This is a genomic window from Falsirhodobacter halotolerans (assembly GCF_022899245.1).
Classification (GTDB): Bacteria; Pseudomonadota; Alphaproteobacteria; order Rhodobacterales; family Rhodobacteraceae; genus Falsirhodobacter; species Falsirhodobacter halotolerans.
On record NZ_JALJAZ010000001.1, the window covers coordinates 1,166,211 to 1,190,527 of the forward strand.

Genomic DNA, 24,317 nt, shown 5'->3' on the forward strand with positions numbered 1-24,317 from the left:
CTCCTGCCGTTTCGGCTCAGTATCGCCGCCATGCGGCGGGCGTCAATCGGAACGGGCGGCGGCGCGGTCGATGGCAGCGATCACGGCGTCCTGCGCGACATGGTGCCCCATATGCCCGATGCCGGGCAAAGAGGTCAGATGCACATTGGGCAGGTTCTGCGCCATCGGCACTGCCTGCACCTTGTAGGAGACGACGGGATCGTCCACGCCATGCACCATCTCGATCGGCAAGGTCAGATCCTGATATTTCGGGGCCATCAGGTAAAGGTGCGGCTTCAACCGTTTCAGTTGCCGCAGGTTGTTGCGCAGCGTGTCGGGCCGGATCGCCAGCGCTGCCCCAATTTCGTTTGCATAGCCGACGGGCGGCGTCTGCGGCTTGAACAGGTCCGTCACGATGCGATCAAGCGCCCAGTCAGGCAGAAAGGCCGAGGCCAGCGGCTCCAGCGTGGCTTCGCCCACGGGGGTCGCGGCGGCGGTATAAAGATCGCTCAGCCCCCCCTCCCACGGCAGAACGGCGGCCGAAAGCAGCACCACGGCCCGCGTCTCCGGCGCTTCCAGCGCCCAAGCCATTGCCACGGCACCACCGTAACTGTGGCCCAGCACGATGGGATGGGTGACGCCCAACTGCTGCGAGGCCGCCCGCAGATAATCGGCCTGGATCAGCGGGCTGTTGAACGTGGCGTCGGGGGCCGTCGAATACCCCAGGCCCGGCCGGTCGAAGCGGATGACACGGTAACGATCCGACAGCCGCGCCGCCAGCGCGGCCATGTCGCGCGTATTGCCGCTGGCCCCATGAATCAGAATCAGGTCCGGGCCCTGGCCCGACACCTCGGCATGGATAACCGCCCGGCCCACCTGAAGGAATTGCCCTTGCGGCGGAAACCGGGCGTCGATCCGGTCCGCGCGGGCATTGGCAAGCGGGCCGCAGGCGGCCAGCAGGCTAAGCGCCGATATCGCGCAGATCGTAAGGCGTCGACTGATAGATCTCATTGATCCAGTTGCCATAAAGAAGGTGGGCATGACTGCGCCAACGGTTGCGCGGCGGGCGGGACGGGTCGTCCTTGGGATAATAGTTCGTGGGCACCGCAATGGGAGTGCCGGAGGCCACATCGCGGTCGTATTCCTGCTTCAGCGTGTCGCTGTCATATTCGAAATGGTTGAAGATATAGAGCGCGCGATGGGCGGCATCCTCGATCAGGCAGGGGCCCACATCCTCGGACCCCAGAAGGGTGGTCAGGCCTGGGGTCGCGGCGATGTCGCCGCCGTTCATCTCGGTCCAACGGCTGACGGGGATGACGAAGTCATCCGAAAACCCGCGCAGATAGGGGGAGGTGGGGGCAAGATTGTCATGCGTGAAACAGCCGAAGGCCTTGGCGTCCAGCACATCCTTGCGCACCCCGTGGAAGTGGTGGACCATCGCCATCCCCCCCCAGCAGACGCCGAAGGTCGAATGCACATGGGTCTGCGTCCAGGCAAACACCTCGCGCAACTCGTCCCAATAGGTCACCTCCTCGAACGGAAGGTGTTCGACCGGTGCGCCGGTGATGATCAGACCGTCGAACCGTTCCTCCTTCACCTCCTGAAAGGGGCGGTAGAACGCTTCCATATGCTCGGCCGCCGTGTTCTTCGCCTGATGTTCGGTCATGCGGATCAGGTGGAAATCGATCTGCAACGGGGTTGCGCCGATCAGGCGGGCGAACTGGTTCTCGGTCTGGATTTTTTTCGGCATCAGGTTCAGCAGCCCGATCCGCAGCGGGCGGATGTCCTGCATCGCGGCGCGCCCCGGCGACATGACCATGACCCCCTCGGACCGGAGGATGTCATAGGCGGGCAGCGTTTCGGGCAGGGTGATGGGCATGATCGAACCTTTCGTCGGGGCCTATCTATGCCCCCGCGCCCCGCTTGGCCAGTGCATCGGCGATCAGATCGGTGAACCCCGCCTCGTCGCGAAGGGCGGACACATCCTCCGCCCGGACGGTGACACCCCATTTCGCCATCGCGGCATAGCGCGGCTGACGGTGGGCGAGGGCCCGGGCATAGGTCCATCGGATGAAGTCGTCGGGATCGACCTTGCTTTCCGCCACGCCCTTTTCCGACAGATAGGCGGTCCAGCAGGCGGTCAGGAATTGCGGTTGATAGCACATGGGCTTTGGCGCGCGATCGAAGCGACGGATCAGCTCGTCGGTATGCGCCTCGCTCCCCTTGATCCAGACCAGCAGCAGATGCGCCGACAATTCCCGCATCACGCGGTCGTCCGGGTCGTCGGGGTTCACCACTTCGCAGATGGAGCCGCCGGAATCGCAGATGAAGTTGGGATAGCCGTAGATCTCATGCGCGCGGCGGATGAAATGCGTGCTGTCCAGAAGGGCGGATTCCTCGGCCCTCGTGTGCTGCTCCTGGCGGGTGCGGTATTCGGCGATCGGCAGGCCGCCCTTGGCCGGATCGCCCGGCTTGCCCAGATAGGTGGACAAAGGCGACAGGTTGTCGAAGGTGATGTTCGACGCGATCGACACCGAATCCGTCATCAGCAGATCGCGCAGGAACGGCACCTTCATCGCCTCGCGCTTGAAGTTGTCGGCGATGTGTTCGCCCATGTACCGGGTGCCGATGCGGTAATCGATCGAGTAGTGGAACCACGATCCCGTCTGGCGCAGCAGCGTGGAGGCGTGCGTTTTGCCCAAACCCGACATGCCGAACAGCAAGACCCGTTTGCCGGCGGCCGCGCGCCATTCGGATGGGGTGGTATAGATCATCGCGTCATCCTTTGCCGGGTCTGCGCAGGGGTATACGGGAAAGAATGCGCCCGTCCAGTATCAGAAGCCCGATCGCGATCCCCGCGAACCCCGCAAAGGCGCGCGCGGGCAGGGCCTCCTCCAGCACAAGCGCGCCCAGCAGAACGGCCAGGGGTGCGACCAGCAGGGTCACGAGGCTGGTGTTTCCCGCCCCCGCCGTCGCCAGAAGCTTGTAATACACAAGATACGCCACCGCCGTCGCCATGACCGCCAGATAAAGAATCGCCAGCCCCGACGTGGCTCCGGGCATCGGCGGTCCTCCTTCGGTGATCAGCGCCACGGCGCCCCCCACAACCGCCGACCCGCCCAGCATCCCCGCGGCCAGTATTTGCGGCGCGACCCCGCGCCCGATCACCCGCCCAAGCGATCCGGCAATGGCATAGGAGATGGATGACCCGATCAACGCAAGTTGCCCGAACGATGTCGGATCCAGGCTGTGCAGCAAGGACGGCCCGATGACCGTGATCACCCCCGCAAACCCGACGGCCACTCCGATCAGGCGGCGGGGGGTCAGGCGTTCGTCGGCGAAGGCGATGGCGGCGACCACCACCCCGAACAGGGCGGTGGAGGCGTTGAGGATGGACGCCAATCCGCTTGGCACCGTGATCTGCGCCCAGGTGATCAGCGAAAAGGGAATGATGTTGCCAAGAACGCCCAAGGCCAGACAGGAGAGCAGGAACCGCCCGCTCCACGGCACCGGCATCCGGCGCAGGGCGACATAGGCCGCAAGGATGACGAAGGCGCCAAGGCAACGATAGGCGACGACCCAATGCGGCCCGATATCGTTCAGCGCCAGACGGATCGTCAGAAACGACCCGCCCCAAAGGACGGCCACACCCAGAAGCTGGGCCCATGCAAGGCCCGATAACGACCGCTGCGCAATCATGAAAGGATCAGATCACCGTTTGCATCCAGTGGGTCACGACCTTTGGTCCGGGCAATCCGCCCAAGGCCAGATCAAGCGCCGTCAGGCCCGCGGTCGCCAACCACAGCGTTACAAGCAGGGTCAGACGGCACGCCTCGTTCCCACTTATGCGGAAGAGGGGGATCGGCATCGGACCCACCCAGACCGCCCCCATCAGAACGGTATATTCGGCCGTGCCAAGAAACCGCAGGCTGCGGCGCAGGAAACTGATCATGCCCCTCTCCGTTCGTTCGATGCCGGATGTTCTTTGGCCTTAACATGCAGACCCAGCCTGGCACCAGTCAAACGGTTGTGTAGGGGGGATTTTCACGGGTCGTTGCGTGGGGGGGCTATCTGAGCTATGCCGCGCAAAACGAAAGGACGCATGATGGGCAATGATGAGCTTATGGGCCACATCTACTACTATGCCTTCTGGGGCATCGGCATTTTCAGCTGTTTTGCCATCATCGCGTTGGCGTACGTCGTGACCCGCGCCCTTTTGCAGGCGCGGGACAAGAGCTGAGGCATCAGTTCGCGGCGGGAACCTGGGCGGCCGCCTGGGTCACCAGCTCGGCCATTTGCTGGCACAGCGCTTCCTCGGTGGTGGAACGGGCGGTTGCCACTTCGGCCAGCGTCGTTTCCTGCCCCATCGAGGCAACGGTGCCTTCCTTGCCCTTGCCATAGGCTTCAAGCGCGGGGGCGGTGTCCTCAGGCGTGGGGATCATGGCCAGAAGGCGGTTCTGGGTGTCGATTACCTCATCCGTCACGCCGCCTTCGGTCTGGCAATATTCCAGAACCCCAAGCTGGTTCTGGGCGGCGGCATAGGCATCCTCCATCGTCATCTGCGGCGCGGCGGCGTCCTGGGCCAGCGCAGTCCCGGCAAGCATCACGAGTGCGGACGAGGCGGCGAGCATGGTTTTCATCATCAGATCCTTTTTCTGGAAACTGACGCGACGCTAGTTTTCATGGCTCCGGGCCACAAGCGGATCGCGTGGAATGCGCGGCATCTTGCAGAGTGCCGCGCATTCGAGGTGCGAAAAACCGCCCTACCGTTCCGGCAGAAGGCCGCGCGGATGGAACCGGAGGACGACCAGCAGGATCACCCCCATCGTCAACAGACGGATGTGGGCCATGCCGTCGCGCAGGTGGGTCTTAAGCCATCCATCGGCCATCAGGTCGGTGGCGGCGGTCAGAAGGCCGGTGCCGATCGGCTCCACCATCACCCACAGCCACCAGATCAGGAACCCGCCCAGCATCGCACCCCAGTTATTGCCGGACCCGCCGACAATCACCATGACCCAGATGAGGAAGGTGTAGCGGAGCGGCTGATAACTGCTGGGCGTCAGCTGGCTGTCGAGCGTGGTCATCATCGCCCCGGCGATCCCGAGCACCACGGCGCCCAGAACGAAGATCTGCAGATGCCGGGCCTTCACGTCCTTGCCCATCGCACCGGCCGCGGCCTCGTTGTCGCGGATAGCGCGCATCATGCGGCCCCAAGGCGACCGAAGCGCCAGTTCCGCAAGCAGCATGATGGCCGCCAGAACCGCGACGAACAGACCCAGATAGCACAGCTTCACCACGATCGCGGCGGCGGGTGCGATGTCGAACCCGTATCCCGTCGCCCAATGGATGAAGGCAGGGTTCTGCTGCAAGGCCACCTCATACGGAACGGGGCGGGGCAGGCCGATGACGTTCTTCACGCCGCGGGCCAGCCACTCCTCATTCCGCATGACCGAGAGAATAATCTCAGCAATGCCAAGGGTCGCGATGGCCAGATAGTCCGACCGCAGGCCAAGCGCGGTCTTGCCGATGGCCCAGGCCGCCGCCGCCGCCAGCGCCCCGCCGATGGGCCAAGCCAAAAGGACGGGCAGACCCAGACCGCCAAGATTGCCTTGCAACGTGGGATTGATCGCCTCAACCCCCGCGACGCCGGGATCGAACAGGGCGCGGAACACCACGAATCCGAGGATCAGGATGACCGTCGTGGCCACGCCCCGCATCCGGCCCGCCAGCCTGCGCCAGGCCAGAACGGCCAGCCCGATCGCCGCCGCCCCCACCAACAGCGCCAGCAGGATGCGCCAGCCCCCCGCCGCCATCGCCCCCGCAACCGGCGGGGTGGAGGACAGGACGACCCCCAGCCCCCCCAACGCCACGAAGCCCATCACGCCCACGTTGAAAAGGCCGGCATAGCCCCACTGCATGTTCACCCCCATCGCCATGATGGCCGAAACGACCGCCATGTTGAGGATGGTGAGCGAGGTGTTCCAGCTTTGCGTGACGCCGGTGAAGATGAACAGCAGCGCCACACCCGAGAACAGAAGAACGCCGCGCATCATACCGATTTTCCTTTGAAGATGCCCGTCGGGCGGAACAGCAGCACAAGGACGAGGATCGCGAAGCTGACCGCGAATTTGTATTCCGTGGACAGAAGTTGCAGCAGCCCGTCGGGCATCAGCGCCTCGGGCATGAGATATTCCGCCACCTTCTTCCAGGCATAGGTCACCCCCACTTCGGTGAAGGCGATGACGAAACCGCCCACCACCGCGCCGATCGGACTGCCAAGGCCGCCCACCACCGCCGCCGCGAAGATCGGCAGAAGAAGCTGGAAGTAGGTGAAGGCCTTGAAGCTTTTGTCCAGACCATAGAGCACGCCCGCCGTGGTCGCCAGCGCGGCGACGATGATCCAGGTCAGCGCCACCACCCGTTCGGGATTGATGCCGGACAGGCGGGCCAGATCCTCATTGTCGGAAAAGGCGCGCATGGATTTGCCGGTGCGGGTGCGCGTCAGGAACCAGAACAGCAGCGCCATGGCGATCCCGGCCACGACCACGGTGATGACCTGCGTGGTGCGGAGCGCCAGCCCTTCGGCCAGCCCGGTCGCATCGCGGAAATCACGGGCGTTGATGACGAACCGTTCGCCGTCGGCAAAGGTGATGTCCTCCACCCCGATGATGAAGCGGACGACGCCGTTCATGATGAACATGACACCAAGCGAGGCCATGGTCAGCACCACCGGCGCCACCCGCCGGCGGCGATAGAAGCGATAGACCGCGCGGTCGGTGCCCAACACGAACAGCGCGGTCGCGATGATCCCGACGGGCAGGGCCAGCAACGCGGTCGGCAGCGGACCAAGGCTGATCCCGGCCGCCTGCAGGCCGAAGGTCGCCAGGATCGTCGCCATGGTCCCGAAGGCCATCGTGTCGCCATGGGCGAAATTTGAAAACCGCAGGATGGAATAGATCAGCGTCACCCCCAACGCTCCAAGCGCCAGTTGCGCGCCATAGGCCGTTGCGGGAACGATCACGAAATTGGTCAGGGCCACGAGGGCGTTCAGAACATCCATCACTCAACCCCCGAGGAACGTGCGTCGGACATCCGGGTCGGCCATCAACTCGGCCCCCGTGCCCGTGAAGCGGTTTGCGCCCTGCACGAGGACATATCCGCGATGCGCGATGTTCAGCGCCTGGCGGGCATTCTGTTCGACCATCAGGATGGAAATGCCGGTGCGCGCCACCTCCAGGATCCGGTCGAACAGTTCGTCCATGACGATGGGGGACACGCCGGCGGTCGGCTCGTCCAGCATCAGCACTTTCGGCTGGGTCATCAATGCGCGGCCCACGGCGACCTGCTGGCGTTGACCGCCAGACAATTCGCCCGCCGGTTGGCGGCGTTTGTCGCGCAGGATGGGAAACAGGTGATACACCATTTCCAGCGTCGGGCGAATGTCATCGCGGCGCAGGAAGGCGCCCATCTCCAGATTTTCCTCCACCGTCATTGAGGTGAAGATATTCTGGGTCTGGGGCACGAAAGCCATGCCCGCCGCCACCCGATCCTGCGGGGACAGGGCGGTGATGTCGGTCCCGTCCAGTCGGACATGCCCGCCGCGCAGGCGCAGCATTCCGAACATCGCCTTCATCGCGGTGGATTTGCCGGCCCCGTTCGGGCCGACGATCACCGCGACCTCCGCCCGGTTCACGGAAATGGTGCAGCCGTTCAGGATATTGGTCGCGCCGTATCCGCCGACCATCGCGTCTCCGGTCAGGAAGGGATCAGCCATGCATCACCTTGTTTTTCAATCCGGTGCCAAGATACGCCTCGATCACCGCTTCGTTCTTCAGGATGTCTTCCGGCGTTCCCTCGGCCAGGACCGACCCTGCGGCCATCACGATCACCGGATCGCAGAGGCGACCGATGAAGTCCATGTCATGCTCGATTACGCAGAATGTATATCCCCGTTCGCGGTTCAGGCGCACGATGGCGTCGCCGATGGTGTTCAACAGGGTGCGGTTCACGCCCGCGCCAACCTCATCCAGAAACACCACGCGCGCGTCCACCATCATGGTGCGGCCCAGCTCCAGAAGCTTCTTCTGCCCGCCCGAAATGTTGGACGCCCGTTCATCGGCGATATGCGAGATGGTGAGGAAATCCAGAACCTCATCCGCCTTGTCGCGCAGGCGGCGTTCTTCGTCCCGCACGCGGGCACGACGGAACCACGCGTTCATGAGGGTTTCGCCGGACTGCCCCGGAACCATCATCAGGTTCTCGCGCACGGTCATGCTGCCGAATTCATGCGCGATCTGAAAAGTCCGTAGCAACCCCTTGTGAAACAAGGCATGTGGGGGCAGACCTGTGATATCCTCGCCGTTCATCAGCACGCGACCGGATGTGGGCGGAAGACGTCCCGCGATCACGTTGAACAGGGTGGATTTGCCAGCACCGTTCGGCCCGATCAAACCGGTGATCGATCCATCGGCGATGGTCAGCGAGGCGCCGTCCACGGCGCGAAAGGCGCCGAAATGGCGGTGAAGGTTTTCGACCGTGATCATGTGGTCCTCATGAAAGGAAAGCGGCCCGGTGTTTCAACCGGGCCGCATCGTTCGGGTCGCGTGCAGCGATCAGCGGAAGCCGACCGTTTCGACCGCGCCGTCCGTGATATCATATTCGCGGAAGGTGCCACGGCTTTCGCCCGGCTCCACCAGTTCGACATTCGTGGCGCCGACATAGTCGATGTCCTGCCCGTCGGCCAACAGTTCCAGCGCCTTGCCCAGATCGCCCGGGTTGATCTTTTCGCCCGGCGCGTTCGCGATATCGAACATCTTGTCCTTATACACCGCCGGATCGCTGGAACCCGCCGCCTGCATCGCCAAAAGAACCAGCGCCGCCGCGTCATAGCTTTCGCCGACATAGACGGCCGTCGGATCGAGTCCTGCGGCTTCGGCCAGCGGACCGAAGGCATCGACGTTGTCGCCTTCCGCCGACGGCACATCGCCGAAGGATCCGTCAAGGTCGGTCCCGAACGTGTCCAGCAGCGACTGGCCATACATCCCGTCGGGGAAGAAGAACGTGTCGAACGCGCCGGTATCGAGCGCGCCCTGAACGATCCCGCGGCCGCCCTGATCGACATAGCCCGCAACGACCAGCAGTTCCCCCCCGGCGGACGCAAGCGCGCCCACCTCGGCGGAGTAGTCGGCCTTGCCATCGTCATGCGCGGCCTGGATCGTCACCTCACCCCCCTTGGCGGTGAAGGCGGTGGCGAAGCTTTCGGCCAGACCTTTGCCGTAATCGTTGTTGGTGTAGGTCACGGCCACGCTGGAAATGCCGCGGCTGTCGATGATGTCGGCCATCACCTCGCCCTGACGGGCGTCGGACGGGGCCGTGCGGAAGAACAGGCCGTCATCCTCGACCTGCGAAAGACCGGGGGAGGTGGAGGAGGGCGACACCATCACAACGCCGTTCGGACGCGCGACGTTCTGAAGGATCGCGCCGGTCACGCCGGAGCAGTCGGCCCCGATGATGGCGCGGACCTGCTCCGCCGACACGAGACGTTCCGCAGCGGCGGTGGCTGCCGTCGCGTCAACGCACGTGGAATCCGCGCGCACGGGCACAACGGTGGACCCGTCCAGAAGCTTGCCGGATTCGCTGACCTCGGTCATCGCCATCTCGGCTCCGGCGGCCATGGCCGGCGTGATCGATTCCAGCGGCCCGGTAAAGCCGAGGATGATCCCCATCTTCACCTCTTCCCCCTGCGCCATGCCGCCCATCAACGCCACCGATGCCGTCGCCATCATAAACTTTTTCACGGTCGTCCCCCCGACTGAAGCAAATTTCTGCCAAAATAGACGGTGTCCGCAGGAAAGAAAAGCGTGATGCCGCCCGAGTTTGTCCTTTGGTAACGAAAGCCTAACAAATGTCTTGATCGAACAGGGGCCATGCCTATATCGCAACCAGACGACATGGACGAACTGCCCATTATTTGAACAGCGCCATGCATGTTGTGCATGACAGGTGTTCCAAATGGGTAGTCCTAACGCAAGGTTAAAGGGATTATCCCCGCCTGACGCCACTGACGAAAAGCAAGAATAGGAAGCAGCGATGGCCGACTTCGTTGACAGCACCGCATTCAATTTCGAACAAGGGCAGCGCTCGCGCAAGCTCTTTGCCGCCGTCGTGCTCGCGGCTCTCGATGACGCGATTGCCGATGACAAGAAGTATGGCAATGGCCCGGATCAGATCGCCCGCTGGGCCCGGTCCCGCGATGGGCGCGAAGTTCTGTCTTGTGCCGGCATCGATCCGAACGAGCGGGTTGTCAAGGGGTTGATGGAATTCGTGGGCAAGGGGATCCGCACCTCGGTCGCCCTGTCGCGCGAGGAGAGCGAGCGTCGCCACGCGTTGGAACTGGATCAGGCCCAAGCGGCCTGATACGCCATCGCCAGACGTTTTTCACGCCTCGATCTTTCGGGGCGTTTTTTATTTCAAATCCCGCATCGCAAGTTCGCGCGCAATTTCGGCGCGGACCATCTTGCGAATGTTGCGGGTGATCTTCTCTCCGAGCGGGCCCTGCAATTCCTCGGCCAGAAGGTCGCGGACCAATTCGTGCAGGACATCCTCGTCGATCGGGGCAAGGCGGTCGTGAACCTCGCCCGGTTGGGCGGGGACGCGCAGGTCCGGGGTCAGGACCAGAACCGGAAGATCCGCCGTTCCCGCCGTCAACCGGCGCAGCGAGGCGAGAACATCGTCCGTCGGATCATCGACCTTCATACGGTCACCTTTCCGGTTGAGGTGTCAAAGCGCGAAGGCGCGGGGGGCCGTGAAATCCGACATGACCGGCGCGCTCGCGTTGAACGCCGGACGCCAGCTGATCGCCCCGTCCACCTTGTAGCCGATCCGCGCCACGCCGAGGTTGCGTTCCATGAACAGCGCGCCGATCCGCCCGCCTTCCTTCAACTGGTCAACGATCTGCGGGGGAACGTCCTCCACCGCGCCTTCGATCACGATGACATCATAGGGACCATGCTTGGGCGCACCGGCGGTCAGGTCGGCGGCCAGAACGACCGCATTGTCCACCGATTGCCGGGAGAGACGTTGTTCGGCCTCCTCCGCCATGCCCGGACCTTCCACCGCGATCACCGCATCGGCCAGATGGGCGATCACCGCCGCCGAATAGCCGTAGCCACAGCCGATATCCAAGGCCAGTTCATCCTTGCGAATGGCCAGCGCGTCCAAGAGCTTGGCGAAGCTGCGCGGGTCCAGAATGACGCGGTTCGGCCCGATGGGAAGGTTTTCCCCCGTATAGGCGACGGCGCGCAGGTGGTCGGGGACGTAGCATTCCCGGGGAACGGACAGCAGCGCCTCGATGATGGAATAGGTGGTGACATCCGAAGGGCGGACCTGCGTGTCCACCATCACGGTGCGAAGGGTAGTGAAATGGGGCATGCGAACTCTTCCCGAACGGTGGCGCAACAGCCCCTTCCTGACATATCCCGCGCCGCGCGACAATCCATGCGTCAAACGCCGTAAGCCTTCAGTGCCCGCATCTCGTACGGCTTCATGACCGGGCGACAGGGCGGGCCATAGGCGTCCCATCCGTCCTTCAGGGCGGGAAGGGCGCGGCACACCGCCTCGCACGCCTCGGCGCCGATCATGTCACGGCCGGGTGCGGCGGGGTTGAAGCTGGCGGCAAAGGAATCGTCGGCATAGAAAATCTGATGCCGGTCGAACAGGATGAGATGATAGTCGATCATCCCCCCCTCCCGGATCCAGATCGTTTCCTCATTCACCAGAAGGCGGGCCGGGATCAGAACCTCTCGCGTGCCGAACAGCAGTTCCGCGCGCCAGTCGGACACGAGGATGGGTTGCTGTTGCGAGACGATGAGACTGCGACCGTTTCCAATGACGCCCGAGGAGATGCGGACCGGCGCAAGACGTCCGCGCCCTTCGGCCATGATCGCGCCAAGCCAGCGCACCGGCTGAAATCCATCATCCTTGGTCATCAGAAGATCGCCGACGACGATATCCTCCACCGGCATCGGCCCGTGATAGGTGTCGACCATCGTCCCGCGACTGACGCAGGCGGGCAATGGGACAAAGCTTTGCGGATCAGGTGCCAATTGCACGGCGGAACACACGGAAAAAGGGATCTGCCGCTATGGTAGCGTATTTCCGGGTCGCGGCAACGAAAAGACGGCCCCCGAAAGGGGGGCCGTCCAAGGTATGTCGTGAAAATTAGAAGTTGTAGTTCACGCCAATGCGGATCGTGCTGAATTCCGGCGTCGCTTCGGTGCGGTACACGCCCGTGTCGGACACATATTCGTCCTTGCCGTAGTTCGCGTATTCGTATTCGCCGCGGACCGACCAACGGTCGTTCAGCATACGCTCCAGACCCAGGCCGACGACGTAGCCGTCGATGTCGTCCTTTTCGTCGATCACGCCCAGGGGGCCGACAACCTTGTATTCCGAACGGGCTTTGGAATAACCGGCAAAGCCGTACAGCAGCGTGTCCGGGCGCACGGTATAGCCGAGCTGGCCGCGCAGCGTGCCCGCCCATTTGATCTTGCTTTCGGCGCGATAGCCGTTCTCTTGGGTGAAGTCGCTCACCTCACCGGCGCTGAACATCGCTTCGACACCATAGACGAAGTTGCTGCCCGGCTGCTGCCAGCGGTAACCGGTGTGGATGTTGGCGACGGCACCGTTCACGTCGGCGCTGCCGGCAACCGTGCGGGGGAACGAACCCGGCGCATCGGCCAGTGGGCGGATGCCAACTTCGTCATCGGCGCCGAAGGCATAGCCGAGGCCCGCACCGACATATCCGCCTGCGAAGCTGGGCGGCGGCGGGGGGACCACGACCGGGGTGACGACCGGTTCCGGCGTGACAACGACCGGGCCGCCGGCGAAAGCGGGCATTGCGAAGGCGGCAACCACGGTGCCGACGAAAATGGAACGAGCCATGGGCATGATCAGTACCTCATACGAGTGAGAACGGGGGAGCGTTGTGTATACCCCGAAGTGTATAGCAGCAGATGATCGGATCATCCCCATTGCCGTCTCAGTGGTAAATTTTGTTAATCTTGTGGCCGAACTGCATCACCGGGTATCGAATTCGATCCGAGCCTCGCCCGCCTGAAGCCCCCCGTCGGCGCGGTCAAACCGCAGATAGGCCAAGGCGCGGTGACCGGACCGGGTGAACAGACGCCCGGCGGCCCGGCCATCCGCCGTGATGTCGCTGCCCGTGTCGGACGGACCGTCGACCGTGACGCGCACCAGACCCTTCTTCAGCTCGGTCTTGTGTTTCATGCGGGCCGTCACTTCCTGCCCCACGTAACAGCCCTTGCGGAAATCGACGCCGTGCAGGCGTTCGAACCCCATTTCCAGGATGAACGTATCCGGTCCCAGTTCCGTGCCGCTCTCGGGGATCAGATGCTCGACCCGCAGCGCGTCCCAATCCACCCCTTCCTCCGGTGTTTGACCTTCATAGCCGCGCCAGCCCAGCGCCGGATGCCGGGGATCGGCGAAGGCGCCTGGCGGTGGGGTGCCGAGGCCGCGCGTGACCTGCCGCTGCGCCGGGGCAATCGCGACATCGGCCCGCAGGCGGTACATGTTCAGCCGCTGCAACGTGGCGGCGGCGATCGGGGTGGGAATGTCGATCAGCAGATCATCACCCGTGCGGATCACGAAGAAATCCGCCAGATATTTGCCCTGCGGTGTCAGAAATCCGGTCCAGACGATGCCGTCTTCGGTCAGCGCCGCCACATCGTTCGTCACGAGGTTCTGGAGAAAATCGAGCCGGTCCGCCCCGGTCAGGGTCCAAAGGGTGCGTTCGGTCATGACTGATCCTTGAATTGCAGATTGTAGAGGTCGGCATAACGGCCGCCCCGCTGCAGAAGATCGTCATGCGTGCCCTGATCTACAACCCGGCCCTGATCCATGACCACGATGCTGTCGGCTTCGCGGATGGTGGACAGGCGGTGGGCGATGACCAGCATCGTGCGGCCATGGCTTTCCTGGGCCAGCGCCCCCGCCACCACCGCCTCGGACTGCGCATCCAAAGCCGAGGTCGCCTCGTCCATCAGCAGGACCGGCGCGTCCGACATCAGCGCGCGCGCAATGGCCACGCGTTGCCGCTGCCCCCCCGACAGGGCGGAGCCGCGCGGTCCGGCATGGCTGTCCAGACCATCGGGAATGTTGCGCACGAATTCCGTCACATGCGCGGCATTCAGGGCGGCGGTCAGCGCGTCTTCGGATACCTGGCGTCCCAGAACGACATTCTCGCGGATCGTTTCGTCAAACAGCGCGGAATCCTGCGAGACGACGGCAAACTGGCTGCGCAGATCCTCAAGGCTGAAGGTGCCGATATCCTGCCCGTCCATCAGGATCTGGCCGCCCTTGGCGCGGGCAAGGCCGGTCAGCAGGTGGAACACCGTGCTTTTCCCCGCGCCGGACGCGCCGACCAGCGCCGTCATCTTGCCCGCCTTGGCGGTGAAGCTGGCCCCGTTCAACACCGGCAGATCGGCATAGGCGAAGGTGACGTTGCGCAGTTCGATCGTGGGTGGCGTGCCGCGCGGTTTCGCGGTGGCCGGCGGGCGCGGCGTGGGCATGAGGTCGAACAGACGGAAGATGCGGGTCAGACTGGCCGCCGCCACCTGCCAGAACCCCGACATGTCGCCCAGTCGGCGCATCGGCTGAAACGTCAGGGCCATGGCGGTGAAGAACGACATGAACTCGCCCACCGTCCGCTCGCCCGACGCGATCTCTCCGCCCGCCAGCATGAGGACGGTGAAAAAGCCAAGGCCGGTGATCACGTCGATCAGCGCGGGGATCGAGGCGCGGCCTGTGGCGGTCTTGACCTCGGCCCGGACGATGCTGCCGACGATGCTGCGAAAGCGTCCGGTCTGATAGCTTTCCATCCGGTTCAGCTTGATCGCCTGAATGCCGTGAAAGATCTCGTCCAGCCGTGTGGCGCGCAAACCCGCCTGCAAGCGCGTCTGACCCACCTTGCGCCGGATGTAGCGCTGAACGATCACGGCGGGCAGGATCAGCAGCGGCGCGCCGATCAGGGCCGCCAGCGTCCACCACACGTCGATCGTGAGGGCGACCACCAGAAGCCCGGTCAGCGCGATCGCATCCCGCCCCACGCCGGTGATGATCGAGGTCCAGACCCCTTGCACCGCGCCCGTGTCGCCCTGCACCCGTTCGATCAGGGCGCCGGGTGAATTGCGTTGGAAAAACGATTGATCCAGCGTCAGAAGGTGGCTCAGAAGATCGGCCTGCATCGCCGTCGAACTTTGCTGCGCGATCCGCGTCAACAGCGCGCGCGACAGGATCGACGTGGTGGCCCGCACCAGAAACAGTCCGAAAATTCCCAGCCCGACCCACAGCAGCGCGCCTTCGCCGCCCGGTGTGAAGACGCGGTCGAACAGCGGCTTGATCATCCACGACAGGAACCCAAGGGTGGACCCCTCGATCACCATCAAGAGGAAGGCCAGCAGCATCTTGCCCTTGTGACGGTGCAGGTATCCGCGCCACAACCGCCCGAACAGACGCGACGACGCATAGCGTGGGTCCTTCGTGGTCGTGTCGTTCAATTGGTTGTCGTTCAATTGGGTGTCGGACATGGACCTCTCCGCCTTGGGCCTTGGGTCTAGCCTGCACGGCCCCCCCTGACAAGACGCGGGCTGGGGCTGACCCATTGACGGGGCGCGACGCCGGGCGTAGCCCTTTCGGACATCCACTTGCCGGAGTTCGGAATGAGCCTTGCCAACGGTCGCCACTATCTCGCCATTCCCGGACCTTCGGTCATGCCCGACCGTGTGCTGGCCGCGATGCATCGCGCCGCCCCGAACATCTACGAGGGGGAACTGGTCGAAAGCGTGGCCACCGTCCGGCAGGATCTGAAATGGCTGGCGGGGTCGTCGTCGAACCTTGCCATCTATATCACCAACGGCCACGGCGCGTGGGAAGCGGCGAACATGAACATGTTCTCGCGTGGGGACAAGGCGCTGGTGTTGGTGACGGGGCGCTTCGGCGTGGGCTGGGCCGCCGCCGCCCGACAGATCGGGGTGGAGGTCGAGGTTCTGGACTTCGGGCTCAAATCCCCCATCGATCCCGCGCGGGTGGAGGAGGCCTTGCGCGCCGACCCGTCGATCCGCGCCGTTCTGATGACGCATGTGGACACAGCCACCTCGGTCCGCAACGACGTGCGCGCGGTGCGTGGGGCCATCGACGCGGCGGGGCACGACGCGCTTTTGGCCGTGGATGCGGTCGCGTCTTTCGGCTGCGATCCGTTCGAATTCGACGGTTGGGGCGTGGACGTGATGATCTCGGCCAGCCAGAAGGGGTTGATGACCCCGCCGGGACTGGGGCTGGTCTGGTTCTCGGACAAGGCCAAGGAGGCCCCGCGGACCGACCTTGTCACCCCGATGTGGGATTGGGGTCCGCGCACGGATTTCTCGTTCTTCTATGAACAGTTTGCGGGCACGGCACCGACCCACCTTCTGCTGGGCCTGCGCGAGGCGCTGACCATGATCCGCGAAGAGGGGCGCGAGGCGGTGTTCGACCGCCACGACGCGCTGGCCCATACCGTCTGGGCCGCGTTCGATGCCTGGAGCTTGGGCAATCCGAATATCGGCCTGAACGTCGCCGATCCGGCCTTTCGCGCCCGCGCCGTCACGGCGGCGCGGTTCGGCGCCCCGCACGGCACCGCGATCCGCGCCTGGACGGAAAAGAACGCGGGCGTGATCCTGGGGATCGGGCTTGGCATGGCCGAACCGACGGATCCCGCCTATCACGGGTTTCTGCGCGTGGCGCATATGGGGCATGTGAACGCCCATATGACCTTGGGCGTTCTGGCGGTGATGGAGGCGGCGATGAAGGCCCTGGACATCCCGCATGGCGACGGGGCGCTGGCGGCCGCCGCGCAGGTCGTGGCGGATCGCGCGTGATCAGGCGCTGATCCTGAGGCCGCTGCGACGGGCCGCCCAATCGCGGGCGGCCTGACCGAAGGCCGCGAACAGCGGTCGTGACACCGGATCCAGCGCCGCACGCCATTCCGGGTGCCACTGCACCGACATCGTGAACCCCGGCGCATCCTTGACATAGAGGGCTTCGGGCGTGCCATCGGGGGCGTGCCCGTCGATTACCACGCGCTGTCCCGCAGTCTTGATCCCCTGGCCATGAAGGGTGTTGGTCATCACCTCCTCGTGCCCCATCAGGCGATGGAAAGGGCCGTTCGGGGTGAACCGGACGCTGTGGCGCAGCGCGAACTTCTCCTCCTGCGTGCCGTCAGGGGGCATCCGGTGGTTCTGCCGCCCCGGCAGATCGCGGATCTCGGGATAGAGGGTGCCCCCCATCGCCACGTTCACCTCCTGAAACCCGCGACAGATGCCAAGAAAGGGTTGGCCGCGTTCGACGCAGGCCCGGACAAGGGGCAGGGTGACGGCATCGCGGTGGCGGTCAAAGCTGCCATGGGCCGGGGTCTCGGCCTCACCATATTCCTCCGGGTGGACGTTGGGCCGCCCGCCGGTCAGAAGAAAGCCGTCGCACAGGTCCAGAAGTTCGTGGGTGGATACGAGGCGGGGGTCCGAAGGGATGACGATCGGCATGCAACCTGCCGCCTGCGCCACGGCCTCGCTGCTGAGGCGTCCGCTGACATGGGCGGAATACCCCTCCATCAAGGATTGGTTGTTCCCGATGATTCCGATGACCGCTCGATGTGCCGACATGGTGCCCCGCGCCTTCCGCCATAAGGGGCCAGAATAAACGCGAAACCGCGCGGGGAAAAGCGCAGCTTCGTTTCACCACCGCTCAAAATCGCGGCACGGCGGGGCATTCGCGCCGTGCCGGAGGCGGTTCACTGCGGCTGAGGGGCTGGACCCTCCGACGGGGTGTCGGTATCGGCAGGTTCGGCGGGCGGGGTGACCGGTTCCGCCGGAAGGTCGGGGGCGGGGTCGTCCGTCGTCGCCGGTTCCTCGGACGTGGCGGGTGGGTTGACCGGGGTGTCGGTCGTCTCCGCCGGTTCCGGTGCCTCGGCCTCCGGGGCGGCGGGGAGGGTTTCCTGCTCCACCACGGCGGGGGTTGCCGTTTCCGCGACCGGCGCTGCGGCGCGTTTGGGCGCCGGGGGTTTCGGCGCGGGCGGCGGCAGCGTGTTGCGTGTGGGGATTTCCCCGGCAGAGTTCAGCACGATGACCTTCGTTCCCGACGGCACGCGCGAATGCAGGTCGATGATGTCTTGCTGGATCATGCGGAAACAGCCCGAGGAGGCGCGACGCCCGATCGTGCGCCATTCCGGCGTGCCGTGGATGCGATATCCGTAATCCCGCCCGTCCAGCGTCAGGTAAAGCGCCCGCGCGCCCATCGGGTTCGTCGGACCGCCGGGCTGCCCGTCACGCCACTTCTCCAGCGACGGCTGGCGGGCGATCATCTCGGCCGGCGGGGTCCAGGTGGGCCACCGCCCCTTGCGCGACACAAGGGCCGTGCCGGACCAGCCGAACCCGTCCCGCCCGACCGAGATGCCGTAGCGGATCGCCTTGCCACCTTCTTGCACAAGGTAAAGGACGGCCCGGTTCGGGTCGATGATGATCGTTCCCGGCGCCTGGTCGGTGGCATAGGGGATGATCTGCCGACGATAGGCGACGGGGATCTGATCCTCGGGGATGGCCGGGATGTTGAACGACCCGTCCTTGCGCGCGGCATAGGCGTTCTCGAAGAATTGCGGCTCGGTGCTGACGGCGGGCGGCTGCTCCGTGATCTGGGTGATCTGCTCGCAGCCCGCCAAAAGGGCGACCATCGCGGTGGCGGTGAGAATGGATTTGAACGTCATCGTGCGTCTGCCTGTTTGGTTCGCCTTAATAATGCGGCACCTGCCCTGAAGGACAACCCCACGATCAGGAGAGGCGCACCAGCCGGTGCTTTTTCTTCCCGATCGACACTTTCAGATCATCCCTCAGCATGTCGGGCGTGACGGTCAGGTTCGGATCGTCCACCACGTCGTTGTTGAAGCGCAACCCGCTTTCGGCCACCAGCCGCTTGGCCTCCTTGCCCGAGGTGACAAGGCCGGCATCGACCAGGAACCGCACGACGCTCAGCCCCTCGGCCAGGGTGGTTGCGGGCAGGGTGACCACCTCCAACTCGCCGCCGACGCCGCCCTGCTCGAAAACCGCGCGGGCCGTCGCCTCGGCCGCGGCCGCCGCATCCGCGCCGTGCAGCAGGGTTGTCACCTCATTCGCCAGACGGACCTTTGCCGCGTTGATCTCCGCCCCCTGAAGTGCGCCCAGACGGTCGCACTCCTCCACCGGCAGTTCGGTATAGAGTTTCAGGAACCGGCCCACATCGGCATCGGTCGTGTTGCGCCAGAACTGCCAGAAGTCATAGGCCGACAGCATGTCCCCGTTCAGCCAGATGGCCCCGCCCGCCGACTTGCCCATCTTGCGCCCGTCCGAGGTGGTCAGAAGCGGAGAGGTCAGGCCGAAGATCTGGTTGTCCAGCACCCGCCGCGTCAGGTCGATCCCGTTGACGATGTTGCCCCACTGGTCCGATCCGCCCATCTGCAAGACGCAGCCATAGCGGCGGTTCAGTTCCAGAAAGTCATAGGCCTGAAGGATCATGTAGTTGAATTCGAGAAAGCTGAGGCTTTGCTCCCGGTCCAGACGCGATTTCACCGATTCAAAGGACAGCATCCGGTTGACCGAGAAATGCCGCCCGATGTCGCGCAGGAATTCAAGGTAGTTCAGATTGTCCAGCCATTCGGCGTTATCAAGCATCATGGCGTCGTTCGCCCCGTCGCCATAGGTCAGGTATTGCGCGAACACCTTCTTCATGCCGCCGATGTTTTCCCCGATTTTCTCGGGTGTTAGAAGGGGGCGTTCATCCGCCCGGAAAGACGGGTCGCCGACCTTGGTCGTACCGCCGCCCATCAGGGTGATCGGCTTGTGGCCCGTCTTCTGCAGCCAGCGCAGCATCATGATGTTCAAAAGATGCCCCACATGCAGCGAGGCCGCCGTCGCGTCATAGCCGATATAAGCCGGAACGACCCCTTTCACCAAAGCCTCGTCAAGGCCCTGATAATCGGTGCAGTCGGCCAGATAACCGCGTTCCATCATCACGCGCAGGAAGTCCGATTTCGCATGGTAGGTCATGGTTGTTCTCGTGCTTTATATCGTGCAGGTCAGGCTATAACCGCCATGGGGGGAATTGACCATGTTGAAATCGGGGCCGGTCTGGGCGCTTGGGGCGATGTCGGGCACCTCGCTTGACGGGGTGGATGCGGCGATGGTGCTGACCGATGGCGACCGGATTCTGGAGTTCGGACGCAGCGCCTATCGCGCGTATGATGACGCGGAGCACGATGTCCTGCGCGCCGCCCTGGGTCTGTGGGAAGGGGCGGAGGTTGCCGCGGCAACCCAGGTGGTCGAGCGGGTCCATGCCGAGGTGCTGTCAGGCTTTCCCGAGGCGGAGATCGTGGGCTTTCACGGACAGACGCTGGCGCATGATCCGCGTGGGCGGGGGACTTTGCAGGTCGGGTCCGGCGAAGGGCTGGCGGCGGGGCTCGGCCGTCCCGTGGCTTGGGATTTCCGCAGCCACGATGTGCGGATGGGGGGGCAAGGGGCCCCGCTGGCGCCGTTCTTCCATCACGCCTGTGCGCGCTGGTCGGGAATGGACCGTCCTGTTGCGTTCGTAAACCTTGGCGGGGTCGGGAACATCACCTGGCTCGACCCGCGACGTTCCGCGCCCGACATGAACGGCGCGCTGCTCGCCTTCGACACCGGCCCCGCGAATGCGCCCATCAACGATCTGATGCGGGCACGCCGGGGGCTTGATGCGGATATTGACGGGGCATTGGCCGGTGCGGGCAAGGTGGATGAGGGTGTTCTGAGCGCCTTCACCCAGCACGCCTATTTTCGAGACATTCCCCCAAAATCGTTGGATCGCAATGATTTCCACGGCATTCTTCGGGCCGTGGATCATCTTTCGGATGGCGATGCCTGCGCCACGTTGACCCGCTGCGCGGTAGAGGGGGTCGCCCTTGCGCTGGACCACGCGCCCGTGCCGGTGGACCGGGTTCTGGTGACGGGCGGCGGACGCAAGAACCGGACGATGATGGACATGCTGGCGCAACGGCTTCAGGCCGACGTGCATGGCGTGGAGGCGTTCGATCTGGACGGAGACATGCTTGAGGCGCAGGCCTTCGCCTATCTGGCGGTGCGGGTGGCGCGGGGGATGACCTTGTCGGCCCCCATGACCACGGGTGTTCCGCAGCCGGTGACCGGCGGGCGGATGGCATGGCCGCCCGGTTAAGGGCGGCCCGCCTCCTCAGCGTTTCAGGATCGAGCGGCCGGCGTATTCAGCCACTTCGCCCAACATCTCCTCAATACGGATCAGTTGGTTGTATTTGGCCAACCGGTCCGACCGTGCCAGCGATCCCGTCTTGATCTGACCGCAATTCGTGGCAACCGCCAGATCGGCGATGGTCGTGTCTTCCGTCTCGCCCGAGCGGTGGGACATGACGTTGGTGTAACGGGCGCGGTGCGCCATATCGACGGCGGCGAGGGTTTCGGTCAACGTGCCGATCTGGTTCACCTTCACGAGCATGGAGTTCGCGCAGCCGCGCTCGATCCCTTCGGCCAGACGTTTGGGGTTCGTCACGAACAGATCGTCGCCCACCAGTTGCACCGATTTGCCCAGGCGGTCGGTCAACAGTTTCCAGCCGTCCCAGTCATCCTCGGCGCAGCCATCCTCGATGGAGATGATGGGATAATCGCCACACAGCGCCGCAAGGTAATCCACGTTCTCGGCCGAGGTTAGGGTCTTGCCTTCGCCCGCCATGACATACTTGCCGTCCTTGAAGTATTCGGTCGCGGCGCAGTCGAGCGCGAGGTAGATATCCTCACACGGACGGTAGCCCGCCTTTTCGATGGATTTCAAAATGAAATCCAGTGCTTCGCGGGTGGAGTTGATGTTGGGTGCGAACCCGCCCTCATCCCCGATCCCGGTGGAAAGACCGGCTGCCGAAAGTTCCTTCTTCAACGTGTGGAAGACTTCGGACCCCATGCGCACGGCATCGCGGATATTGTCCGCGGCCACCGGCATGATCATGAATTCCTGAATGTCGATCGGGTTGTCGGCGTGTTCGCCGCCGTTGATGATGTTCATCATCGGAACCGGCAGGATGCGCGCCGACGTGCCGCCGACATACCGGTAAAGCGGCTGCATCGTGAATTCCGATGCCGCCTTGGCCACGGCCAGCGATACGCCCAGAATCGCGTTTGCACCCAGACGGCCCTTGTTCGGGGTGCCGTCCAGCTCGATCATCGTGCGGTCGATGCCCGCCTGTTCGGTGGCGTCGAAGCCGACCAGCTCCTCGGCGATTTCGCCGTTGACGGCGGCCACGGCCTCCAGCACGCCCTTGCCAAGATAGCGGCCCTTGTCGCCGTCGCGCTTTTCCACCGCCTCATGCGCGCCGGTGGAGGCGCCCGAGGGCACCGCCGCGCGGCCCATTGCGCCGCTTTCCAGCGTCACGTCCACTTCGATCGTCGGGTTGCCGCGGCTGTCAAGAATCTCGCGCGCGTGGATGTCGATGATCGTGCTCATGAACCTGTCCTTTTATGGCCTGATGGGGTTCTAGCCCGCCGTCATGACCGTGAAAAGCCTGTTCGCGCGAACATCAGCCTTTCCGCGGAACGCCATAAAGCTCCATCCGGTGGCCCTTCAGGGTATAGCCCAGCTTCTGCGCGATCTTTTCCTGAAGCGCCTCGATTTCGGGGTCCACGAACTCGATCACCTGTCCGGTATGCAGGTCGATCAGGTGATCGTGGTGGTCCCGCTCGGCATCCTCGTACCGCGCGCGCCCGTCGCCGAACTCCAGCCGGTCCAGGATGCCCGCTTCCTCGAACAGTTTGACCGTGCGATAGACCGTGGCAAGAGAGATGCGCGGGTCGATCACGGCGGCGCGGGCGAACAGCTCCTCCACATCGGGATGATCCTCCGCCTCGCCGATCACGCGGGCCACGGTGCGCCGTTGTTCGGTCATGCGCAGGCCCTTGGCCTCGCAGCGGGCGATGATGTCGTGGGGCATGGCGCGCTTTCTGTTTTTCGGGGCGTTTAGACGATCGCCCATGGGTCGGGCAAGCCATAGTGTCGTGACTTGTCCGCGCTGTCACGATAGGAGGCGGGGGAATGATGATGAGGTTCCCATGACACCCGCCGCCCGCCTGTCCGCCGCGATCGAGATACTGGACCGCTGGCTGGCGGGAATGCCGGTGGAAAAGGCGCTGGTGAACTGGGCGCGGGCCAGCCGGTTCGCAGGGTCGGGCGACCGGAACGCGGTGCGGGATCTGGTGTTCGACGCGGTCCGCTGCCGCCGCAGCCATGCCGCCCTTGGCGGGGGAGAGACGGGGCGCGGATTGGTTCTGGGCGGGGTGCGGGCGCGGGGCGACGATCCGGCTGCCCTTTTCACAGGCGTGGGCCACGCACCCGCCGCGATCACGGAAGATGATGCGGGCACGGCGCCGTCGGGCAACGCGGCGCTGGATTGCCCGGACTGGCTCGCGGATGAGCTGCGACAGTCGCTGGGCGATCGGTTCGCGCCGGTGATGGAGGCACTGCGCCATCGCGCGCCGGTCTTCTTGCGCGCGACCCGCCCGGATGCCGCCCGGTCCCTGGCACAGGATGGGATCGCAACCGTTCCCCATCCGTTGGCCGCCAGCGCGTTGCAGGTGACGGACGGCGCGCGCAAGATCCAGACCTCGGCCACCTATCTTTCGGGCGGGGTGGAGTTGCAGGATGTCGCCTCGCAGGCGGTGATCGCGGATCTGCCGCTGGCGGATGGCCAACGGGTGTTGGATTTCTGTGCAGGTGGCGGGGGGAAGGCGCTGGCCATGGCCGCGCGGGCGCGGGTTCGGATCGATGCGCATGATGCCGCGCCGGGTCGCATGGCGGATTTGGCGGCGCGGGCCAAGCGCGCGAAGGTGACGATCGGGCAGGTCGACACCGCGACCGCCCTTGCGGGGACGTATGATCTGGTGTTGGCCGATGTGCCCTGTTCCGGGTCGGGCAGCTGGCGGCGGGCCCCCGAAGGGAAATGGGCGCTGACCGCCGATCGTCTGACGGATCTCGTGGCCATTCAGGCCGGGATACTGGATCAGGTGGCGGGGGTGGTTCGTGCGGGCGGGCATCTGGCCTATGTGACCTGCTCGGTCCTGATGCGCGAGAATGCGGGGCAGATCGCGGCGTTTCAGGCGCGGCACTCCGGTTGGGATCTGGTGCACCAGCGCAGCCTGACGCCGCTGGATGGCGGGGACGGGTTTCATCTTTCTTCGCTTCGCAAGCAGGGTTAATCAGGCATTAACCTCTGA

Annotated in this window: 27 protein-coding genes; 5 read left to right on the top strand and 22 right to left on the bottom strand. The window is 64.6% G+C overall.

The features are described 5' to 3' along the window. Window positions 1–42 precede the first annotated feature (42 nt). Genes MU449_RS06170 through MU449_RS06190 form a run of 5 tightly spaced genes read right to left on the bottom strand, consistent with a single transcriptional unit; the run spans window position 43 to window position 3,931 of the window. Entirely contained in the window at window positions 43–990 is a 948-nt protein-coding gene (locus MU449_RS06170; RefSeq protein ID WP_244737120.1) for an alpha/beta fold hydrolase, read from the bottom strand. Continuing rightward, complete coding sequence (metA, locus tag MU449_RS06175; protein ID WP_244737121.1) at window positions 941–1,858, bottom strand: homoserine O-acetyltransferase MetA; 918 nt, start codon at window positions 1,856–1,858, stop codon at window positions 941–943. Before metA ends, MU449_RS06170 begins: the two co-directional genes overlap by 50 nt. Before the next feature lie 25 nt (window positions 1,859–1,883). Further along, window positions 1,884–2,753, bottom strand: coding sequence for an ATPase (locus tag MU449_RS06180; protein ID WP_244737122.1), 870 nt, complete (start codon window positions 2,751–2,753; stop codon window positions 1,884–1,886). Window positions 2,754–2,757: 4 nt separating this feature from the next. Then, entirely contained in the window at window positions 2,758–3,678 is a 921-nt protein-coding gene (locus tag MU449_RS06185) for a DMT family transporter (protein WP_244737123.1), read from the bottom strand. Between the two features lie 7 nt (window positions 3,679–3,685). Beyond that, window positions 3,686–3,931: a hypothetical protein gene (locus MU449_RS06190; protein WP_244737124.1), complete on the bottom strand. Its 246-nt coding sequence runs from the start codon at window positions 3,929–3,931 to the stop codon at window positions 3,686–3,688. 150 nt (window positions 3,932–4,081) lie between these two features. On the opposite strand from MU449_RS06190, the gene MU449_RS06195 reads away from it, so the two are divergent. After that, entirely contained in the window at window positions 4,082–4,219 is a 138-nt protein-coding gene (locus tag MU449_RS06195) for a hypothetical protein (RefSeq protein ID WP_244737125.1), read from the top strand. A 4-nt stretch (window positions 4,220–4,223) separates the two neighbouring features. On the opposite strand, the gene MU449_RS06200 is transcribed toward MU449_RS06195, so the two are convergent. The 6 genes from MU449_RS06200 to MU449_RS06225 all read right to left on the bottom strand — a co-directional run bounded on the left by MU449_RS06200 (window position 4,224) and on the right by MU449_RS06225 (window position 9,776). Further along, on the bottom strand, window positions 4,224–4,622 hold the full coding sequence (locus tag MU449_RS06200) for a pore-forming ESAT-6 family protein (RefSeq protein ID WP_244737126.1): 399 nt from the start codon (window positions 4,620–4,622) through the stop codon (window positions 4,224–4,226). A gap of 120 nt (window positions 4,623–4,742) precedes the next feature. Beyond that, window positions 4,743–6,032, bottom strand: a complete 1,290-nt coding sequence (locus tag MU449_RS06205; protein ID WP_244737127.1) for a branched-chain amino acid ABC transporter permease — start codon at window positions 6,030–6,032, stop codon at window positions 4,743–4,745. Continuing rightward, window positions 6,029–7,039 carry a branched-chain amino acid ABC transporter permease gene (locus MU449_RS06210; protein WP_244737128.1) on the bottom strand — a complete coding sequence of 337 codons (1,011 nt, stop codon included), beginning with the start codon at window positions 7,037–7,039 and terminating at the stop codon, window positions 6,029–6,031. Before MU449_RS06210 ends, MU449_RS06205 begins: the two co-directional genes overlap by 4 nt. 3 nt (window positions 7,040–7,042) lie before the next feature. Continuing rightward, the gene (locus MU449_RS06215; RefSeq protein WP_244737129.1) at window positions 7,043–7,753 is read right to left on the bottom strand and encodes an ABC transporter ATP-binding protein; all 711 of its coding nucleotides are present in this window, start codon (window positions 7,751–7,753) and stop codon (window positions 7,043–7,045) included. Beyond that, a complete protein-coding gene (locus MU449_RS06220; RefSeq protein WP_244737130.1) occupies window positions 7,746–8,522 on the bottom strand; it encodes an ABC transporter ATP-binding protein in 777 nt (258 codons plus the stop codon). The genes MU449_RS06215 and MU449_RS06220 overlap by 8 nt, the downstream gene beginning before the upstream one ends. Before the next feature lie 69 nt (window positions 8,523–8,591). Beyond that, window positions 8,592–9,776 carry an ABC transporter substrate-binding protein gene (locus MU449_RS06225; protein WP_244737131.1) on the bottom strand — a complete coding sequence of 395 codons (1,185 nt, stop codon included), beginning with the start codon at window positions 9,774–9,776 and terminating at the stop codon, window positions 8,592–8,594. A gap of 292 nt (window positions 9,777–10,068) precedes the next feature. Between MU449_RS06225 and MU449_RS06230 the strand changes: the two genes are divergently transcribed. Further along, window positions 10,069–10,395: a DUF6280 family protein gene (locus MU449_RS06230; RefSeq protein WP_244737132.1), complete on the top strand. Its 327-nt coding sequence runs from the start codon at window positions 10,069–10,071 to the stop codon at window positions 10,393–10,395. Window positions 10,396–10,443: 48 nt separating this feature from the next. On the opposite strand, the gene MU449_RS06235 is transcribed toward MU449_RS06230, so the two are convergent. The 6 genes from MU449_RS06235 to MU449_RS06260 all read right to left on the bottom strand — a co-directional run bounded on the left by MU449_RS06235 (window position 10,444) and on the right by MU449_RS06260 (window position 15,584). Then, window positions 10,444–10,734 carry a hypothetical protein gene (locus tag MU449_RS06235; RefSeq protein ID WP_244737133.1) on the bottom strand — a complete coding sequence of 97 codons (291 nt, stop codon included), beginning with the start codon at window positions 10,732–10,734 and terminating at the stop codon, window positions 10,444–10,446. A 24-nt stretch (window positions 10,735–10,758) separates the two neighbouring features. Beyond that, window positions 10,759–11,409 (bottom strand): protein-L-isoaspartate O-methyltransferase family protein, encoded by a 651-nt coding sequence (locus MU449_RS06240; protein ID WP_244737134.1) that lies wholly within the window; start codon window positions 11,407–11,409, stop codon window positions 10,759–10,761. Window positions 11,410–11,480: 71 nt separating this feature from the next. Further along, a complete protein-coding gene (locus MU449_RS06245; RefSeq protein ID WP_342345647.1) occupies window positions 11,481–12,101 on the bottom strand; it encodes a Hint domain-containing protein in 621 nt (206 codons plus the stop codon). A gap of 97 nt (window positions 12,102–12,198) precedes the next feature. Beyond that, window positions 12,199–12,921: an outer membrane protein gene (locus MU449_RS06250; protein ID WP_244737136.1), complete on the bottom strand. Its 723-nt coding sequence runs from the start codon at window positions 12,919–12,921 to the stop codon at window positions 12,199–12,201. A gap of 135 nt (window positions 12,922–13,056) precedes the next feature. Continuing rightward, entirely contained in the window at window positions 13,057–13,797 is a 741-nt protein-coding gene (gene ygfZ / locus MU449_RS06255) for a CAF17-like 4Fe-4S cluster assembly/insertion protein YgfZ (protein ID WP_244737137.1), read from the bottom strand. After that, window positions 13,794–15,584 carry an ABC transporter ATP-binding protein gene (locus MU449_RS06260; RefSeq protein WP_244737139.1) on the bottom strand — a complete coding sequence of 597 codons (1,791 nt, stop codon included), beginning with the start codon at window positions 15,582–15,584 and terminating at the stop codon, window positions 13,794–13,796. Before MU449_RS06260 ends, ygfZ begins: the two co-directional genes overlap by 4 nt. A 132-nt stretch (window positions 15,585–15,716) precedes the next feature. On the opposite strand from MU449_RS06260, the gene MU449_RS06265 reads away from it, so the two are divergent. Continuing rightward, the gene (locus MU449_RS06265; protein ID WP_244737140.1) at window positions 15,717–16,910 is read left to right on the top strand and encodes a pyridoxal-phosphate-dependent aminotransferase family protein; all 1,194 of its coding nucleotides are present in this window, start codon (window positions 15,717–15,719) and stop codon (window positions 16,908–16,910) included. Here MU449_RS06265 and MU449_RS06270 read toward each other — a convergent pair whose 3' ends face one another. The 3 genes from MU449_RS06270 to tyrS form a co-directional block, all read right to left on the bottom strand. Beyond that, window positions 16,911–17,690, bottom strand: coding sequence for a gamma-glutamyl-gamma-aminobutyrate hydrolase family protein (locus tag MU449_RS06270; RefSeq protein ID WP_244737141.1), 780 nt, complete (start codon window positions 17,688–17,690; stop codon window positions 16,911–16,913). Window positions 17,691–17,818: 128 nt separating this feature from the next. Continuing rightward, on the bottom strand, window positions 17,819–18,787 hold the full coding sequence (locus MU449_RS06275) for a L,D-transpeptidase (protein WP_244737142.1): 969 nt from the start codon (window positions 18,785–18,787) through the stop codon (window positions 17,819–17,821). Between the two features lie 64 nt (window positions 18,788–18,851). Then, window positions 18,852–20,102 carry a tyrosine--tRNA ligase gene (gene tyrS / locus MU449_RS06280; RefSeq protein WP_244737143.1) on the bottom strand — a complete coding sequence of 417 codons (1,251 nt, stop codon included), beginning with the start codon at window positions 20,100–20,102 and terminating at the stop codon, window positions 18,852–18,854. 61 nt (window positions 20,103–20,163) lie between these two features. Between tyrS and MU449_RS06285 the strand changes: the two genes are divergently transcribed. Continuing rightward, window positions 20,164–21,261 (top strand): anhydro-N-acetylmuramic acid kinase, encoded by a 1,098-nt coding sequence (locus tag MU449_RS06285; RefSeq protein ID WP_244737144.1) that lies wholly within the window; start codon window positions 20,164–20,166, stop codon window positions 21,259–21,261. A 15-nt stretch (window positions 21,262–21,276) separates the two neighbouring features. Here MU449_RS06285 and eno read toward each other — a convergent pair whose 3' ends face one another. Both eno and MU449_RS06295 read right to left on the bottom strand, forming a co-directional pair. Next, on the bottom strand, window positions 21,277–22,554 hold the full coding sequence (gene eno, locus MU449_RS06290; RefSeq protein WP_244737145.1) for a phosphopyruvate hydratase: 1,278 nt from the start codon (window positions 22,552–22,554) through the stop codon (window positions 21,277–21,279). A gap of 73 nt (window positions 22,555–22,627) precedes the next feature. Next, window positions 22,628–23,038: a Fur family transcriptional regulator gene (locus MU449_RS06295; RefSeq protein WP_244737146.1), complete on the bottom strand. Its 411-nt coding sequence runs from the start codon at window positions 23,036–23,038 to the stop codon at window positions 22,628–22,630. A 118-nt stretch (window positions 23,039–23,156) separates the two neighbouring features. Here MU449_RS06295 and MU449_RS06300 point away from each other — a divergent pair, with 118 nt between their 5' ends. Next, window positions 23,157–24,299 carry an RsmB/NOP family class I SAM-dependent RNA methyltransferase gene (locus MU449_RS06300; RefSeq protein WP_244737148.1) on the top strand — a complete coding sequence of 381 codons (1,143 nt, stop codon included), beginning with the start codon at window positions 23,157–23,159 and terminating at the stop codon, window positions 24,297–24,299. The last annotated feature ends 18 nt before the right edge of the window (window positions 24,300–24,317 follow it).